The sequence below is a fragment of the Ignavibacteria bacterium genome (assembly GCA_017302895.1).
Classification (GTDB): Bacteria; Bacteroidota; Ignavibacteria; order Ignavibacteriales; family Ignavibacteriaceae; genus UTCHB3.
In genome coordinates, this window is the sequence record JAFLBV010000002.1 from 365,920 (window position 1) to 384,140 (window position 18,221).

The window sequence follows — 18,221 nt, forward strand, 5'->3', positions numbered from 1 at the left end:
CCTCCTTCAAAAAAGAAACAGGAAGAACCGTAAATCAACTTCCAACAAGTAAAACTAACTCATTCGCAATCCTTATTCAGATTCTGCGGCGTCCACAAATTCTTCAACCTCGGTTTTAAGATGAGTTTCAATCACTTTCAACATGTCTTTAATGATAAAAAGATGTTCCTCAGTCAGTCCATCTTTAAAATGCACATCTATGTTATGACCTGCAACATGAATACAGAACCTGTTTTTACCTGAAAGAATACTCTCCAACAACTCTTTTTCATAAAGAAGCTTTAGAAGATATTCAGCATTCTCTTTAACATTGTGGGCATGATTAAATGCTTTTTTAATCCTGTCAGCGTTGATCGATGCGTCCTGAAACTTTGCGAGTTTTTCGGCAGCATTGTTAAAATCAAACATTTGATGTGTCAAATGCTGATTTTTTGAAAGCGCGGATTCCATAACGGATACTCCTGATTATTTATTCTGTGTACACGATACTAACGGCGGTTTGAGAACAAACCATAATTCTGTTATCAAAGATAAAGAATTTTTTATACTGTATGTTATAACCTAATAACTAAAAACGACATAATCAAGAGATTTGGGAAAAAAATAAAAAAAAAGCTGAAGAAAAATCTTCAGCTTGTCAAAAATGAGTGCCCGAGACAGGAATCGAACCTGCATGTCGTAACCGACACTAGAACCTGAATCTAGCGCGTCTACCAATTTCGCCACCCGGGCAGATCAAAATTTAGAATGCAAATCTAATCATTTTTTCCGAAATAATCACACCTCTTTTACCATTCACTCCCTGATGTGTCGGTTTTTTTGCTGCCGCCATCACCCACATGCGCTTTCTCGCAAACAGGTATGGCAGATGCCTCACTCGCAAGAACATAATCACTCACAGCAGGACAACCGGGACCCGCCTTGGCAAGAAATCCTGTTCCGGAAGCACAGAGCTCGATTTTAATCAGATTTGGAGCAGTGACGGGAAACTCTTCTTTCGGATAATTCTTCGCTCTATAAACAGCAGCCATAAAATCACCCCAAATAGGAAGCGCAGCCGTTCCGCCATACCCTCCCTGATATTTTATACGGGCATCATCGAAGCCAATCCAGACCAGAGCAACAATTCTGGGTGTAAAGCCGGCATACCAGGCGTCGGTAAAATTCTGTGTGGTTCCCGTTTTTCCTGCAGCAGGAAATGGAAATTTTCCTTTAAGGGATGCGGCCGTTCCTGATTTAACCACATCCTCGAGCATGCTGATCATCATAACGGCGGTTTCTTCGGAAACAGCCCTCCATTTCGATGGAGAAAATGGTACAAATTCGCTCTTATCGCGGTCTTCAATCTTTTTGAACCAGTTCGGAGCGATATACATCCCTTTGTTTGGGAAAACTGAGAAGGCACCGGCAAGTTCGAGAGGCACCACTTCAGATGAACCCAGGGCAATTGTGGCATCATCCGCAACAGGTGTCCTTAGCCCCATTTTTGAGGCTACATCCCTGATCGAACTGACACTCACCACTCCGTCTGATATCATTCTGACGGCGACAATGTTAATAGACCTCTCAAGGGCCGTCCTTATAGGGAAAACTCCACCGCTCGAACCGTCAGCGTTTTTCGGAGAATATCTTCCTTTCAACGGTTCGTTAGAAACTCTGAATTGAGGATAAACATTCGATTTCTCAATTGCTGAAGTATATAGTATCGCTTTATAAGTTGAACCCGGCTGTCTCTTAATCTGAGTAACATGATTCAGTCCAAATCCCCGGGTTGTGTCGGTTCCCCCGACCATTGCAAGAATATGGCCGGTTCCTACTTCAAGGGCTACAAATCCTGCCTGAACCCTGGTTGCTGCATACTTAACGGAATCAACGAATTTTTTATCTTTTTTGAGCTTGTTATAGTAAGCCTGTTTTTCTTCCTTGGTGACAAGAATCTGATATTCCTCATCGTTTTTAATTGCCTTGTCGAGGATATCATCAAGCAGTGCCTGTTTACCTCCCCAGCTCCAGTAACTGTCGAAACCCCGCTGTAATCTGTTTACATTGCTTACAACGGCGCGGTCAGCAATCATCTGCATTTCGAGGTCAAGCGTAGTATAAATATTCAAACCGGCAGTAAGAACATCAATTCCGGTGGCCTTTTCACTCTGAATCATCTCGTTTTTCAGGTACTCAAGGAAGTAGGGAGCCTTGTTCAGAAGCGCTTCTTTCTTTTCTCTCCTTATCTCGATCTTCATTCCTGAATACCTCCGGTATTCATCCTCCGTGAGAAATCCATCGTCCATCATGTTCTTAAGTACCTGGTTTCTGCGCTGGATTGATCTTTCGGGATACCGGATAGGATCAAAATAGGTGGGTGATTTTAACAATGCTACAAGAAGTGCCGATTTTTCAGGAGTCAGTTCTTTTGTTGTCACACCAAAGAAATTTTTTGCGGCACTCTCAATTCCATAGGAGCGGCGACCAAAATAGTTGAAATTCAAATACATCGTGAGAATTTCAGTTTTCGAGAACGATCTTTCGATTTGAACCGCAGTAATCCACTCCCGCACTTTTCGCATTGCCAGTTCGGAAGAACTTTCGTCATTATCCTTAAACTTGTAAAGATTTCGGGCAAGCTGTTGTGTGAGCGTACTGGCACCCTGTGGTTTTCCAAGGAAAATGGTTTTTACCGCTGATTTAATGATTCTGTCAACATCCACTCCCCAATGGTCAAAAAACTTCTTGTCCTCTGTAGAAATGAGGGCTTCAATTAGATTTTTTGGAATATCAGCGTACTGCACTTCGACACGATTCTCCACATAGAAGTGGCCGAGGAGTTCGCCTTTTGTATCAAAGACTTTGCTCGCCAGAAAAAATTTGGGATTCTCCAGCTCTTCCACAACGGGAAGCCCGGATTTTATCTTCACCCACAAAATTGCAAAAGAAAACAGAAAGAGAACCAAAACTCCGCCTGCAATGAGCATTATTTTATGTTTCTTCTGTAATCTTGATCTTAAACTTTTATTTTCAGTCATTAATTCAAATCCGTAATGGTAAATCCTTTATCATCCAAAAGCCCGTAGCAAGGTTGCTGAAACCAGGAACCAAGGTTTATATATGCTCCGGAATCGTATTTTTCAAATTTTCTTTTATGTGAGTGTCCAAATATAACAAAATCGAACCCTTCTTTAATTTTTTCCTCTGCGACCGCAACCAATCCATCCACTTTCCCATAGTCTTTTCCACCGGTGTAGTGCCTGCTCCCCTTGCTCGTGCCACGGGCAATCGCAAGTCCAAGGTCGGGATGAATCAGTCCGTAGAAGAACTGAACTACTTTATTTCTTAATACAGTCTTCAGTATCCTGTAACCGCCGTCATTTTTCACATAACCGTCACCGTGAGCTATAAATAATTTTGAGTCGAGACATTTCATGATCAAAAAATCTTCGATCAAATTAACAGAAAGCTCTTTTTGGAAAAAATCTCTGTGAAAAAAATCATGATTGCCAATCAGATAGTGTATATCCACTCCCCTCCGGCTGCATTCATAAAGAGCTGCAAGCGTTCTAAAGAAACCTCTTTGATAAACCTGCCGGTACTCAAACCAGTAATCAAATAAATCTCCGGCGATAACAAGGGCACTACCGCTTTCCGGCAAATGAAGAAAATCGACCAGCAAGTCTTCCCTCTTCCTGTTCAAATCCTTCTCACCTGCACCCAGATGAATATCAGAAATGAAGTAAACTTTGGAATATTTTTTGTCGATCTGATCTGATTTTTTAATCATCAGCCATCCTGAACAATGAGTAATTTTCAGGGTCAAGTTCAAATTTTGACGGTTTGAAATCAAGATCTATACTTACAACAGTTTCCCTGTTATTCAGTCTAAATGATTTGGTGACAGATTTTTTGTCACCGGTAAATCGAACATCCATCAATAAATTATAAGTTCTTTTCTCTTCCTGCACCTGTTTTAACTTAAGTGAAACTTTGTACTTGCCGGTTTTTTCTTTAACCTCCATCTTCCCTGTCTCCAATGAGACGATACCCTGACCGGAAAAGATCCATTGATCAAAAAATTCATCAAAGTTCCTGCCCGAAATTTCATTAACAAGTTCAACCAGTCCTTTTGTATCGGCATTTGAAAACTTGTTCCTGTTGTAATACTCTTTCAGGAATTTAAAGAACAGTTCATCCCCCATTTCGTGCCTGAGCATTCTCAATACCCACGCACCTTTGATGTAGACACCTGACGAGAAAATTTCTTCCGGAGCATAGATTGGACCGGGGAAAAAATGAGGCATTTTTTCCTCCTTGAGAGCCCTTCCCAGATAATCCTGTCCTTCTTTTTTTCCACTTTCTTCGAGATAGAGCCATTCGGCAAAGGTTGCAAATCCTTCATTAAGCCAGATATCTTTCCAGGTCAAAGGTGAAACGGAGTTCCCGAACCATTGGTGTCCCAGTTCATGTACAAAGATATTCATGTTCGAAGGGTAGTTGTCGATGAATCCACTTCCGAACCCGGAGGCGGTCTGATATTCCATCGCACCCATCTGCCACAGAAAAGCTACAACAGAATACTTTTCATTCTGGAAAGGGTATTCCCCAAAATACTTTTCCATAACCTTAATAAAATCTTTATGGTCATCAAGTATTCGTCTCAGTTTCCCTTTCTGCCATGGAAAACCATAAATCGAAAGATCCAGAGTTTTCCCGGAAACTCCCTTAAATGTTCCATGTTCTGAAACATATTTTGATGAAAAAAACGAAATCAGGTAAGTAGCAATTGGATAGTCTGTGCTCCAATGAAAAGTTTTTTTTGCAGACCCCGGTTTACTTACAACAGAATCAAGATTCCCTGATGAAATGGAAGTGAATCCGGAATCATTTGTGATTGCAAAATTTAAGGTTGCCTTGTCACCCGGAATATCGTTACAAATCAACCAGTCGCGGGCATTCTCCGGTTCATTCAAGGTATATATTACCGGAAGACTGTTAATCCTGCCAAAAAAGAAATTTTTCCGGCGGGAGGGATTACCTTCGTAACTGACTTTTATAATGAGAGTATCTTTATCGAATTTCGTAGAATTAATTCTAACCTTGTCACCATCCCTGGAATACTCTGCCTTTTTCCCGTCAACCGCAACTTCCTTTATTTTCATATCCTCTGATAAATCGAGCGATAAATCAGTTGACTGGGAAGATTTGACGAGAGTAATTGCTACCGTGGATTCGATGTTTTTATTGGTGTGATCAATATCCAAAGAAATATCGTAGTGGAGGACATCTATACCTCTTTTCGAAACCGTATTATGAATCTCAAGTTTTTTTTTGAAACCGTACCATTCTGAGATTTCACCGGATTTAATCGATTGAAGATATAAACTGTTCCAGCCGAACAATAAACCATAAACAGCAGCAAGAATAAATGTTGTCACTATCTTAAAATTTCGATATTTCATATTGCCAAAAATAACCATTCACGCTCAATTATTGTGCCTAAATTTGGGTATCAGCGACAAGAAGCGTGATATTTACGGTGTTATAACATAAGTTCATCGGGCAAAATAATGTATGTATCGAAATCTGTAATTTGTCGATACTGCCATTATTACTTTTGTTTCATAAAAATTTGAAATTCATGAGAGTCCATAATGATAGAATATGTTTATATAATCGCTGCCTCCATTGGCATCTTGACAATTATCTTTAGCGTAATGGCGGCAGTAATGCCTTCAAGAAAAACGGAAGTGCCGTTTGATCCTGTAAATTCCGCTACTTTGTTAAATTACTCTGTATTCGAAAATCACAGAGATGTGCCGATGTCAAACACTCACGAAGAAGATTATAGTGAAGAAGAAAATTACAGTGAGCCGGTTTACGAAACAACAGGACCGGTGACAGGCAAGTACACCGAAAATAATGCGTATTATCCTTTGTCTGTAAGAGATTTCACAATTTCGGGCAGCAGAATAGTTCAACCGGCGAGAAATAATTTCCGGGTATACAACTCCTCACGAATGACACCTCTTCAGTTCAAATAATAGCTGTAATCTGGTTTTTGAGGTTACCCTGCGGGGTAACCTTTTTTGTTTTAATTCGCTCTATTAGATTAAACTTAATTTGTTATTAAAAAAAAATGTCGTAAATTTAGGAGTTAACTCAAATAACTCTCTTACCATTGGGTGGAGAATCATCATCACAACTAAAGGAGTGCTTTATGAAAAAAGTAACAACTTTTTTTATGTCCCTTTTTCTAATCGTAGCATTCATCAACCTTGAAGCTACCAATATTAAAAATCTCAAAAAAGATGAAGGCAGAGGCAGAGGTCACACCGAGGACGGAACATGGACCCTGCAGAACACAGGTTTTGCCACCGCTTCAAGAGGTATTAACTACATTTCCATCGTTGATAACAATGTCGTTTGGGCTGCTGCATATAACGGCACTTCAACAACAACCTATATAACTGAATTCACCATGACTACCAACGGCGGTACCACATGGACACCTCGCACGGTTACCGGTTACACAAGTGGCTGGGGAACATCCATGATATTCGGAACAAGCGCAACTACTGCTTATCTGCCGGTGTTTAATGCTACAGCCGGTGGTGGCAGAATCCTCAAAACCACCGATGGTGGAGCAACTTTCACTTACCAGTCAACTGCTGCGTTTGCTGCTCCTGCGGGATTCCCCAATGTCCTTCACTTCTTCAACGAGAACGAAGGCTTCACCATGGGAGATCCAAATGGAGGTTATTTTGAAATCTACACAACTACCAACGGTGGAACAAACTGGAACAGAGTGCCAACAGGAAACATACCCGCTCCTGCTGCTTCTGATGAGTACGGTGTTGTTGGTTATTATTCAGCAGTTGGAAATACTGCATGGTTTACAACAAACAAAAGCAGAATTTTTAAAACCACTGATAAAGGTGCAACCTGGACTGTTTCGACAACTCCGATCGCAGTAGGCAACCAGTTCAAAATTGAGATGAAAGATGCAATGAACGGTATCATCCTTGATGTTGTTGCTGCAACTCCTCTTTACTACAGAACTTCCGACGGCGGAGCTACATGGACTCCCCTTCTTCCAACAGGTAATTTCTTTGATGGAGATTTCTGCTATGTCCCCGGTACTTTAAATGCTTATGTGTCAACTGGCAGTGCAACAGGATTCACAGGTGCTTCCTATTCACTCGATAACGGTTCAACATGGACAGACTTTACCGGTACGCTTGGAATTCAACACCTTGCAGTTTCATTTTTCGACAATACAACCGGCTGGGCAGGTGCGTTCAACACGAGTGCCACTGTTGGTGGTATCTACAAATTTAGTGGCAGAGTTGATCCCGTTCCTGTTGAGCTGACATCGTTTACAGCAAATGCTTCACAGAGTTCAGTTGTTCTCGTTTGGGAAACAGCAACGGAAGTGAACAACTACGGCTTCGAAATCGAGAGAAGTTTCGATAATGTTAATTTCTCGACTCTCGGATTCGTAAAAGGAAAAGGTTCGACCACAGAGAAACAAATATATTCTTTTACAGATCAGACAGGATTGACCGGAAAAACCTGGTACAGACTCCGTCAGGTCGATTTCGATGGAAGATTCGAATATTCAGAAGTTATTTCAGTTGAAAATACAATTCCTGAATCATTCTCCTTGAATCAGAATTTCCCGAATCCTTTCAATCCTTCAACCAGAATTCAATTCTCGATTCCACAGGAGTCGCAGGTTGAACTGAGCATCTATGACGCTTCAGGAAAACTTGTTGAAAATCTCGTATCAGGTGTGAAAACTGCCGGATACCATGAAGTTATTTGGAATGCAACCAACAATGCTTCCGGAATTTACTTTGCTCAGATAAAAGCCGGAAAATTCGTTAAAAACATCAAAATGACTCTGATGAAATAAGCGGTCGTTATTATATAAAAAAAGAGGTTGACCCTTCAGGATCAACCTCTTTGTTATTTTAAAGAAAACTACACAATATAATGGACAGGATCTTTTACACCGGCCTGCTCAAAACCATGCTTTCTTAGAATGCAACTGTCGCACTCGCCGCATGAAGTTCCGTCAGGGAGAGGATCATAGCATGAATGAGTGATTGAATAATCCACGCCGAGTCTGATACCCAGCTCAATAATTTCTTTCTTGCTCAATTTCTGAAGCGGAGCGTGAATTTTAAGATGTGTTGTCCCTTCCACCCCGACTTTAGTTGCAAGATTGGCCATTTTTTCGAATGATTCGATATATTCAGGTCTGCAATCGGGGTATCCGCTGTAGTCAATGGCATTCACTCCGATAAAAATGTCACTCGCCTGTAAAACTTCTGCAAATGCAAGAGCATATGAAAGAAAAATGGTGTTTCTTGCCGGAACATATGTAATCGGAATATTTTTCGACATCTCCTCCTCTTCCCTGTGCTTAGGAACTTCGAGACCCGAAGTCAGAGCCGATCCGCCAATCACCTTCATGTCAATATCGATTACAAGGTGCTTTTTTGCCCCAAAATATTCAGCAACCTGTGCGGCAGATTTCAATTCCTGAAGATGTCGCTGACCGTAATTAAAACTTAGGCAGTAAATTTCATATCCTTGTTCTTTGGCAACTGCCGCCACGGTGGTCGAATCAAGCCCGCCACTTGTAAGAACAACTGCTTTTTTTGGCATTTGGTATTCTTTGAGTTTTTGAAAAAATTTAATTTTTGAAGCCCAAATCTAACCAAACAGTGACTTTTGACCAATTATTACATTCCACTTGTCCCACCTTTGACTTGTATGGTAAATTGTTTAACACTAAATTAAGAGTTTACTTTAAATATTTAATGCCGGTGCTTATCCGCTGTTAATTACAATTATGGTTCATCAAATATGAACTTTAATCTTCTCTGACAGGTTTTTCAACTGACAGCAAAATCTTATTCCAAAACAATATAGCCCTTTTTCTCAAAGGAGAAACAATGTACAAGTATTTTTTCATGTTAGCCGTCTTTTCTTTCGTGACCTTTGGCCAAAGCAAAGGGAATCCTGAAATTACGCCGAAAGAAATAAGTGAACACATTAAATTTTTGGCTTCAGATGAACTGGAAGGTCGTTCACCTGGAAGTGGCAAAGATATTATAGCAGCAAATTATATCAGGGAGATTCTGAAAAGATCAGGTATCACTCTGCTAGGTAATGATGGATTTCAGCATTTTGAAGTCGGCGGTGCATCGAAAATCAGTGAGAAAAGTTCGTTATCCATGAACAAAACCGAGCTAAAATTTGACAAGGATTTTACACCTCTTGTAATTTCCTCATCAGGTGAAGTGAATGCGGAAGTCGTCTTTTGCGGTTACGGGTATGTCATTAACGATCCAAAACTGAAAGTCAATGATTACACCACAGAAGTAAAAGGTAAATGGGTTTTGGTTCTGAGAGGGGCACCGGATGTTACCGGGATGAAGGATATTTTCGACAGTCACTCTTCGTTAAGAAAAAAAATCATCACCGCTAAAGACAACGGAGCTGCCGGCATCATTTTCGTTAATGGTTATGACTTCGACAAAAACGACAATCTTGTCAACAGTTCACAAGGTGCCGGCGAACCCGATGCGGGAATTCCGGCTGTTCATGTTACCAGAGAAATCGCGGAGATGCTTCTTAAAGGGTCAGGAAAATCTTTGGTACAGTTGGAAGCCTCTCTAAAAAATGATATCACGAAAAGTGTCTCTTTCAACACATCAGTGGTTGTTAAAGGAAATACGGTGGTTACCAGAACCAAGAAACCAACTGTTAATGTTGTTGGAATGATTGAAGGCAGCGATCCGGTTTTAAAGAATGAATATATCGTTATCGGTGCACACTTTGATCACCTGGGTTGGGGTGGTCCCGGTACGGGCAGCAGAAGGCCCGATACAATAGCCATTCATAACGGTGCTGATGATAATGCTTCCGGAACAGCCACTGCTTTGGAGATATTCGAAAAACTTGCTGCAAACAAATCACAGCTAAAAAGAAGTGTGATTTTTCTCGCTTTTGGTGCTGAGGAAATGGGATTGCTGGGATCGAAGTATTTTACCGATAATCCAATAAAAGAATTGAGAAATATCAAGCTGATGATAAATCTTGATATGGTCGGAAGATTGAATCCTGATACTAAAGTACTGAGTGTCGGAGGGACAGGAACCGCCGTCGAATTTGAAAAATACATCGACAAATATATTGCAAAATCAGGCTTGCAGGTCAAGAAATCTCCCGAAGGTTACGGACCTTCAGACCATGCCTCATTTTATTCAAAAGACATCCCCGTTCTCTTCTTCTTTACCGGTGTGCATGACGATTACCACACACCATTCGATGACTGGGAGAAGATCAATTCAGACGGAGCGGGTGTTATCGGTAATCTTGCATACGACATAACCATGGAAATTGCCAATACTGATGTACCACCTGTGTTCCAACTCGCCGGTCCCAAAGAAAGACCAAAAGATTCACCGGGTTACAAAGTATCCCTGGGAATTATGCCAGACATGTCGGCATCGGATATTGTCGGAGTCAGGGCTGAAACGGTTATCCCCGATCGTCCTGCTCACAAAGCCGGGATGTTGAAAGGTGATATTATCACCGCAATCAACGGGAAACCCGTAAAGGATCTCTACGAATACATGGAGAGACTTGCAGAATTGAAGAAAGGTGATCTTGTCAATGTCACTGTTACCAGGGGTAATGAAAGCCTGATTTTGAAGGTTCAACTCTAAAATTTTTTCGGAGCGGAGACCCGGGGTTTTAAGGGTCTCCGCTCCGCTACTTCTCTATTCATCCCTTGAATGCGTTTTCAGCCCGAATTGACAATTTCTTTCCTTTTTTGGTATTTTATACACAAGTTATCAACATTTCTGTTGATAACTTTATATGGAATTAATTTCAGATATTCAAATTAAATCTCTCTTTTTTGACAATATTTTTTTTCTGATCCAATTTTTTTCCTGTTTTGTATGATAATTACTCAATAATTGTCAATTTTTTAGTAAATTTCGACTGTTTTAATAAGCATAATCGTATCGGGCTTTTGGACACAAAAAAGTTATCAACAATTTTGAGTCAACAGCAGTCATAAATATGATCTCTATTATAATATTCCAAAACTCCCTGTTTTAACCTTTATCCATTCAAATGAGTGCAAAATGCCGCAGGATCAATTAGCCAGGTTTTTAGATGAACAATATGTAATTTCTGACTTGCCATACCTCGAGATTGGCGACTCAATCGTCCTTTCAGGTAACACATACAAAATCATCGAATCTTTCTACAATATAGATTTTTTGCCTGATGGATTTTACTACAAAGCTTCAAACAGCGATAATGAAAATTTCCTCATAAAGCTGCTTTTCAAATTTAGAAATGTAGCCAACGAACCAAAACCTGTGGTACACTCCGGACTAACCGGTTTGTCTCATGAGTCCCTTGCCGTTCCCGTGGAATTTGGTACCGGAATCAAGAAATACAACTTCAAATATTGTTTCGAGATTTACGAGCTTCCGGGTGATGTGGTGCCTTTGGTTAATGTTGATATCGCAGCCGGTGCAGTAAGAAATGGTCTTCTTCCGCAAATGAAAAACCTTCTCGAATATTTGCACGAAAATGATTTTTATCTTCCCCACTTGCATTTGTGCAATTTATTTGTTTCTCCGGGAAAGTCACCGAGAATAGTGTTATTTGGTTACGGTCATGCATTGATGAAGAGTAAATTTCCGTTCATCGAAAAGACCTCTTTCTCCGAAGGAAACCTCTGCAGATATTATTATTCGCCTGAAATCATCGAAGGTCTCTATTCTGAAACCAGCGACTATTATTCCGTGGGTATGATTTTGTTGCGACTGTTTTATCCGGAGACTTTTGACTCTGCAGTCTATCGCTCGATCGTTCGGAATGGCGAAGAACTAAAACCGATTATCGATTACAAAACCGACCTTTATGAGGTCAATACGATTATTGAAGGATTGACCCTGCATGAGGAACTGAACCGCTTTTCCTCAAAGGAAATTGAAGACCTGATAGCCGGAAAACGGGTCGTCCCCCTCTATTACGGGAGTTTCTTCCTCTTTAAGGACGATTTTGGTGAAGTCAAGCTTCACAACCTTGGCGATTTTGTCGAGCTGGTTAAATCGGAACCTGAAAGATTTCTTTCGTTCAGCAAAGCGCCTCAAAATCTTAAAGCTCTCTCCGACTGGTTTAATGGTCTCGAAGGGGTTAAAGATATTGCGGGACTGAAAAAGAGGATCATCAGGTATCAAAATATTTCGCCAAAATATTTCATCGAGGTCATTCTTCGTCACCTCCTTCCCACCAAAAGTCTGATTCTGAATGAGATCGAATTCGATTTTTCCGATAAACCGGAAATCGAAAAGAACCTTCAGATATATTTCAGAAATCTTGAACATATTCATTATTACTTCCCTGCTCATGATCTACGCGCTGAACTCTTTTTCTTCCTCCTTGCGGCGAGCGAAATCAGCGAACCTGATCCAACCGGTTATAAGCTTCTTAGGGACGCAAGGGATACAATCTGCAACATTCTTGAGATTAATCCCGCCGGATTGATCGATTCATTCAGTACTCCCGCAATGACAGTTTTTCCTGCCCAATGGGCACGAATATTTCATGCTTTTATCCCCAAAAAGTATTTCAGGTCATTCGAGGGAACGAAGATTCAAAACCTCGAGGATTTTGCTTTTTACCTCGCTCAGCATCCTGAGGTGCTTACCGATGAGTTTCACTACTACGATATGATCAAATTTCTTGAAAATTTCGATGTAACTGACCTGAAGGGAAGAACATACAAAGAAATCGTTTTCGAGATTCTGGACAAAAAAGTGGAATGCGACATCAACATTTCGCGAATTGATGAGATCGAAGCCGGCAAATACAAAATGTACTTTTCGTACCGGTATTCTCTCACCAATTTCTTCAAATCACATGGTCTCGAACTTCCCTTCACAACGGAAATAAAACAGCAGTACAATTATGAGTTCAAGAAAAAGGGACTAAAATCTGCCTCCCAGACCATAAAGCATTTCTTCTCGCATCTTGAAAAAGAATACTCCGTTAAAATCGAAAAAATTACCGAGGAGAAGAAAAGTGAGATAGCAAACCAGTTTAATGAAATTCTGGCAACTAAAATCAGGTGGCAAACAATCCTTGTAAACATACTTATTATTGCCGGTACAGGTTATCTGATATCGGAATTCGGATCGGGTCTTGTCTTGAATGAAAAGATGAAGTGGTACCTTAATTTGATGCCCGATTTCGAATTCTTTGCTACCAAACTGTTACCGTATATCTTTATGACGGGATTTGTGACAATGCTCTATGTCCTGTCGCAAAACCTGAAACTATTCGGATTTATCGTCTTTGCTCTGCTTCTTGTAACAGGTGGAGCAACCTGGTTTGTGTATGACAAAGGCAGTAAAGCTATCGAAGAGGATGTCAGTCTGAAAAAATTGATCCTTACAGATCTTTATACAGGGCGCTCTGCAGAGACGAAACCTGAAGTAATCACTCCGAAGGAAATGGTTGCACTTTTTGATTTAACATTTGGAATTGTAAATCCCGGATACAAACCTCTCGTTCAATATTCAGTTAATCAGGAGAGATTTCGGGTTAAATCAAACAGCAGGGTTGTTTCCCGTACTCTCCGAAAATTACAGGATGATTCCTGGGCGGCCAAGTTTGATTTCATCGACAATTTCGCTCTCCCGCTGGAAAGAACTGTTGGAACTGTTCAGATACCCGATAATAACGGATTTTTTAACAGTCTCGGCTACTTTGGATTTAATTTAAAAATGAGTAATATAAAAATTGAAGGTGGCGAAAATTCAATTTTTGGTATTGCTTTCAACAGATACTACCTGATAATTACGAAATCTGAAGTAAAACTCCTTAAAAAAGAGGAAGAAAATAAAGGTGATAAACACGAATTTTTGCTTCTGAGCGAGATGACAGGTTACGATTATTCAATTGAAGCTTCCGGTCCCGACAGAGAGGTTATGCCGGCAGGGGTGCTCGAAAAATTGTTTACTGAAAAAGAACTTGTAAAGGAGAAACAGGAGCTCAACAACTCTGAATTTGATCTGGAAATTACCGTTTTGTTTTCGTCAATATCTGTTAAGATTAACGGGAATGAAGTGATCAGGACGAATGAAAAGAATGGTTACACTGACCTTGATTATGAACATTTTAAGCCTAATATATCGCTTGTTTTTGGAGTGGCAAGCGACTATTCATTTACTTCTGTCAACATTTCTCCATTACCTGATCCGACAGGTGACAGAAACTACCTTGCAAGGCACAATCTCAAGTGTAAAATCAAACCCGGTTCATCATTTTTTACAGATAAGGGTTTATCTTCAGCATCAGCCGATAAACTGACCGACAAGGAGATTCTTTTTGTAAAAAATCTGGAAGGAAATGTTGTCACTCTTGAAAGTTCCACCGGTAAAGTTTTTTATTTAAGTAAAAAGGATGTGGACGATATCTATTTCTGATCGATTGAAGGCAGGTTCTCTGTTCAGTCACCGTACCCGGTAAGTTCAACATAACCCGTACCTTTGATTGTGGATCCATTGGTTTTTTCGATATCCACAGCCCCTTCGTAGTAGGAAATTCGAAATTTATGCAGTTGGTCTTTCATGGAAGTGGAAATCTTGTAAATGGTCTTCTCCGGCACAACCTGAATTTCCCATGCAGATGGATACACTTTGTTATCAAGTGTTACTGTACTCAATACTTTGAGTTTTATTTCCTCACTCTTCAGGGTTTTGTAGTTACCATCTGCTTTTACCAGACTCCCCTTCTGAAAGTTGGTATTCCCTTCTTTGTCTCTCAATCTGAAATACATCAGTTCGGTTTTATCATCCATTTGTATGGCAAACCAGTCCCAGCCCTTTTGGTCAGGTTCGAGGGCGCTTGTTGACCATTCGTGATCCATCCAACTCCACCCCTCAAGTTCGTGTGATTCACTCCCTGTCTTTACTTGCCCCTTTGTGGCGATTCTGGTAAAGGAATAATAATAAGAAGCATTTCCGGGGTTGTTGGACTTCCTGCTCAACCCTTTATCACCCTGCAATACCATTTCCTTAACAGGTTCAAGGGTGAAAGAAAATTCGAATTCCCTGCTCCTCGCAGAAATGGAAATTTTCGGCTTGGAACTGCCCGTTTTAAAGTCAAAAGAGAGTTCGAATCCCTCGATGAAGATCCTGCCCTCCTCCGGGTCGCTACCTGCCAGTCCTCCGGTGCCTCTTGCGAACTTCTCAACCGAATAGAATTTTCCGGTTGCGATATCACTTAGTCCCAAATGTGCAGAATAAACCGATCCGGTTTGAAATCCCGTAGAATCATCTTCTTTTCCCGGTACAATGCCGTTTCTGAAAATTGTAAACTGGTAACCAAACCGTCTGCCTGTTGTGGTCTTAAGATTTCCTGTAAAGTACCACCACTCCGTTTTGTAATCGTAGTGGGCAAAGTGATCTTCAGGGAAATCAAAACTGATAACTGAATCTGCCTTTCTGAATCCTTGAGATTCTGCAGACATCACACTCGTAACTGTCAATTTTGCCTCACCTGTATCACTATCGAGATTGAACACAAACCACAACACTGCAGAGAGTATAATAGCAGTCACTAAAGAAAGGAGCAACAATCTCATCTATTCGTCCCTCAACGATTTTGCCGGAGTGGTTACTGCCATCTTGTATGCAGGGTATAGCCCGGCGAATACAGAAGCTATCACAGAGATAAGAAACGCCTGAAAAAGAAGAACAGGTGAAACCTGCATGTCCATGGTCCAACCAAATGAACGAAGATTAATAACATAAATCAAGGCATAAGCCAGAACCATTCCAAGCGGAACTGCAATGACGGATGCGAGTGTACCCATTGAAAAAGTCTGAATGGATATTAATTTGAACATCTGCCCGGGGGTCAATCCCGTAGCCCTGAGAATCCCCATCTCTTTCTCCTTTTCCAGTTGAATCGACATCAAAGCGCTGAAAATCCCTATAAAAGCAACAATAACGGATAAAATATGCAGCAGACTTGCCACTACAAAAGTGCGATCAAAAATTTCCACAGAGTAATTCCGTAATTCACTGTTCAACCTTATTACTATGTTTTTCTGTGAACTAAATAGCGTTTCAGCAGACTTTCTGACCTCAGCAGAGTTCGTGCCGGGCTTAAGATAGATGCCAATTCCGGAGATTTTGTAATTTTCCCACAATGTGGAAAAAAGTTTGTAATCGAGTGAGATATGCCCCATTTCTGAACTGTAGTCATAGTAAACAGCGGATATTTTTACGCTTTTTTCACCTTTGGGTGTTGTGAATGAGACGGTATCGCCAACTTGCAGTTTCCATTTATATGCAAAAGTTTCAGTAACAAGTGCACCCCTGCCATCTCTTATCTCTTTCCATGCAAGCGAGGGATCTCCATCCTTAAACTTGAATCGGTATTCATTTTCGGGATTTATTCCTGCACCGAAAACTTCAATCTCCTTTCCCCGGAAAGTACTTTTTGCCTCGGAATAGTAATCAATCGATTTGACCCCTTCAATTTTAAGGAGATTATTTAGAATTGAAGGCTCCATCACAGGTTCATTCTTTCTTGAAACAGGTCCCGGTGCAGAAATGAAAAGATCGGCCACCAGAGTCTGCTCCAGCCAGGTTATTACGGTTCCGCGGAAGGAGGTGATCATTGTTGATACACCGATTGTTGCGGATACTGCGATCGCCAAAGCGGCAATAGCTACAGTCGTTCTGCTCAGGTTCGCGACTATACCCCTTAATCCAATTTTTCCCGTGTTCCCGAACAGCTTTTGAACCAGCGGTTGCATCAAAGCTACTCCCTTTACAACCACAAACGGCGTAAGCAGAGCAAATGAAATAATGAGGAGGAGAATTCCGAAATAGCTGAGCAAAATTCCGGCATCTACAAAAACCAGTATGAAAATACCTGAAAGGAATAATATCGATGAAAGAACTGTAAAATATCTCGATTTCTTTTTCAACCCGGACTCAATCGAGGATCTCTTCAGCACAACCCCCGGAGAGGTTGTGGCAGCTTCATAAGCCGGATAAAGAGATGCGAGGAGTGTACCCGTTATTCCGGCAAATCCTGCCTTAAATAGACTTTCCGCAGGAATCGATACTGATTTGACATTTGTGACAAAGTAGAGGTCGTTTATACTCTGTGTTACAAGACCAAGTAGTTCCTTCCCAAGAAAAATGCCGGCAACTATTCCTGAAAATGTTCCAATTGCACCAATGAAAACAGCCTCAGCCAATATCTGAATGTATATTTCCTTCCTGGTCACTCCAATCGCTCTGAACAGTCCTAGAAGTTTTCTACGCTGAATCACTGAAAATGTCATTGAATTGTAAATCAGAAAAAGTCCAACTATCAGCCCCAGCATGCTCATGGCATTCAAATTGAGCCTGAAGGCCTCTGTCAGGGACTTTGCAGTGTCGTTTGATTTGCTTGACTCTCTTAACTGAAGATCGCCGTTGTTTTCGACGATTTTTACAGCCCGGTCATAATCCTGCCGGTCGAGTATCAGGTCAATATAACCAACCTTGCCTTTTTTATCGAAGAGTGAATCTGCTGCTCCAATATCCGCAATTACAAACTGATCAATCGAGTTTTTCCCGGTATTTGAAGAGGAAGGAATTAACGCCTGACAATATACTTTAAACTGCTTCGTTTGCCATATGACAGTAAGAGAATCACCCGGTTTCACCCCGATAGCCGAAGCGAATGCCTCGGGCAATACCACCCGATCCTTGTGAGACAGCAGGTCTCTCAGCAATTGATCGCTCCCCTGACCTGAAACATCGAAAAAATTCCGGAATTTCTCTTCCGAAAAAGGATCGAGTCCAAGAAATGTTGCATTTTCACTCTTCTTGCCTGAAATCTTTATATTTTCTTCAATGACAGGTGCAGAAGCAGCAATTCCTTCATTACGAATCCCAACGAACTGACTGAAACTTAATGAGCCACTTTTGGATGTGAGACGGTGGGTGGCTTTTCCTGATACTGTTTCCATCGAAATATCGAATGCCCTCAGGGAGCTCTCATTCGCCATATCGATGGCAAGAATTACGGCCACACCAAGTGCTATTCCGGTTGCAGACAAAATTGTCTGCCAGGGATGAGTGAAAAGATACCGAAGTCCGGCTTTCTGAAATAATGAGATCACT

General features: G+C 41.0%; 11 protein-coding genes and 1 tRNA gene. 4 read left to right on the forward strand and 8 right to left on the reverse strand.

The window, feature by feature from the left end; translation table 11 throughout:
• Window positions 1-72: 72 nt before the first annotated feature.
• From J0L60_09290 to J0L60_09310, 5 genes are all read right to left on the reverse strand, one after another.
• Window positions 73-450 (reverse strand): hypothetical protein, encoded by a 378-nt coding sequence (locus tag J0L60_09290; GenBank protein ID MBN8546312.1) that lies wholly within the window; start codon window positions 448-450, stop codon window positions 73-75.
• Window positions 451-648: 198 nt separating this feature from the next.
• A tRNA-Leu gene (locus J0L60_09295) sits at window positions 649-732 on the reverse strand.
• A gap of 56 nt (window positions 733-788) precedes the next feature.
• Window positions 789-3,020, reverse strand: coding sequence for a transglycosylase domain-containing protein (locus J0L60_09300; GenBank protein ID MBN8546313.1), 2,232 nt, complete (start codon window positions 3,018-3,020; stop codon window positions 789-791).
• Window positions 3,020-3,772, reverse strand: a complete 753-nt coding sequence (locus J0L60_09305; protein ID MBN8546314.1) for a UDP-2,3-diacylglucosamine diphosphatase — start codon at window positions 3,770-3,772, stop codon at window positions 3,020-3,022. The genes J0L60_09300 and J0L60_09305 overlap by 1 nt, the downstream gene beginning before the upstream one ends.
• Window positions 3,765-5,423, reverse strand: coding sequence for a M1 family metallopeptidase (locus tag J0L60_09310; GenBank protein ID MBN8546315.1), 1,659 nt, complete (start codon window positions 5,421-5,423; stop codon window positions 3,765-3,767). Before J0L60_09310 ends, J0L60_09305 begins: the two co-directional genes overlap by 8 nt.
• Window positions 5,424-5,639: 216 nt before the next feature.
• On the opposite strand from J0L60_09310, the gene J0L60_09315 reads away from it, so the two are divergent.
• On the forward strand, window positions 5,640-6,029 hold the full coding sequence (locus J0L60_09315) for a hypothetical protein (protein ID MBN8546316.1): 390 nt from the start codon (window positions 5,640-5,642) through the stop codon (window positions 6,027-6,029).
• Between the two features lie 176 nt (window positions 6,030-6,205).
• Entirely contained in the window at window positions 6,206-7,903 is a 1,698-nt protein-coding gene (locus J0L60_09320; protein MBN8546317.1) for a T9SS type A sorting domain-containing protein, read from the forward strand.
• A 68-nt stretch (window positions 7,904-7,971) separates the two neighbouring features.
• On the opposite strand, the gene queC is transcribed toward J0L60_09320, so the two are convergent.
• The gene (queC, locus tag J0L60_09325; protein ID MBN8546318.1) at window positions 7,972-8,661 is read right to left on the reverse strand and encodes a 7-cyano-7-deazaguanine synthase QueC; all 690 of its coding nucleotides are present in this window, start codon (window positions 8,659-8,661) and stop codon (window positions 7,972-7,974) included.
• A gap of 290 nt (window positions 8,662-8,951) precedes the next feature.
• Here queC and J0L60_09330 point away from each other — a divergent pair, with 290 nt between their 5' ends.
• Window positions 8,952-10,730 carry a M20/M25/M40 family metallo-hydrolase gene (locus J0L60_09330; protein MBN8546319.1) on the forward strand — a complete coding sequence of 593 codons (1,779 nt, stop codon included), beginning with the start codon at window positions 8,952-8,954 and terminating at the stop codon, window positions 10,728-10,730.
• A 426-nt stretch (window positions 10,731-11,156) separates the two neighbouring features.
• A complete protein-coding gene (locus J0L60_09335) occupies window positions 11,157-14,516 on the forward strand; it encodes a hypothetical protein (GenBank protein ID MBN8546320.1) in 3,360 nt (1,119 codons plus the stop codon).
• Window positions 14,517-14,539: 23 nt separating this feature from the next.
• Here the strand turns inward: J0L60_09335 and J0L60_09340 are convergent, their stop codons facing one another.
• Together J0L60_09340 and J0L60_09345 are read right to left on the reverse strand one after the other, a co-directional pair.
• Complete coding sequence (locus J0L60_09340) at window positions 14,540-15,676, reverse strand: carotenoid 1,2-hydratase (GenBank protein ID MBN8546321.1); 1,137 nt, start codon at window positions 15,674-15,676, stop codon at window positions 14,540-14,542.
• Window positions 15,677-18,220: an ABC transporter permease gene (locus tag J0L60_09345; GenBank protein ID MBN8546322.1), complete on the reverse strand. Its 2,544-nt coding sequence runs from the start codon at window positions 18,218-18,220 to the stop codon at window positions 15,677-15,679. It lies immediately after the preceding gene.
• Window position 18,221 lies beyond the last annotated feature (1 nt).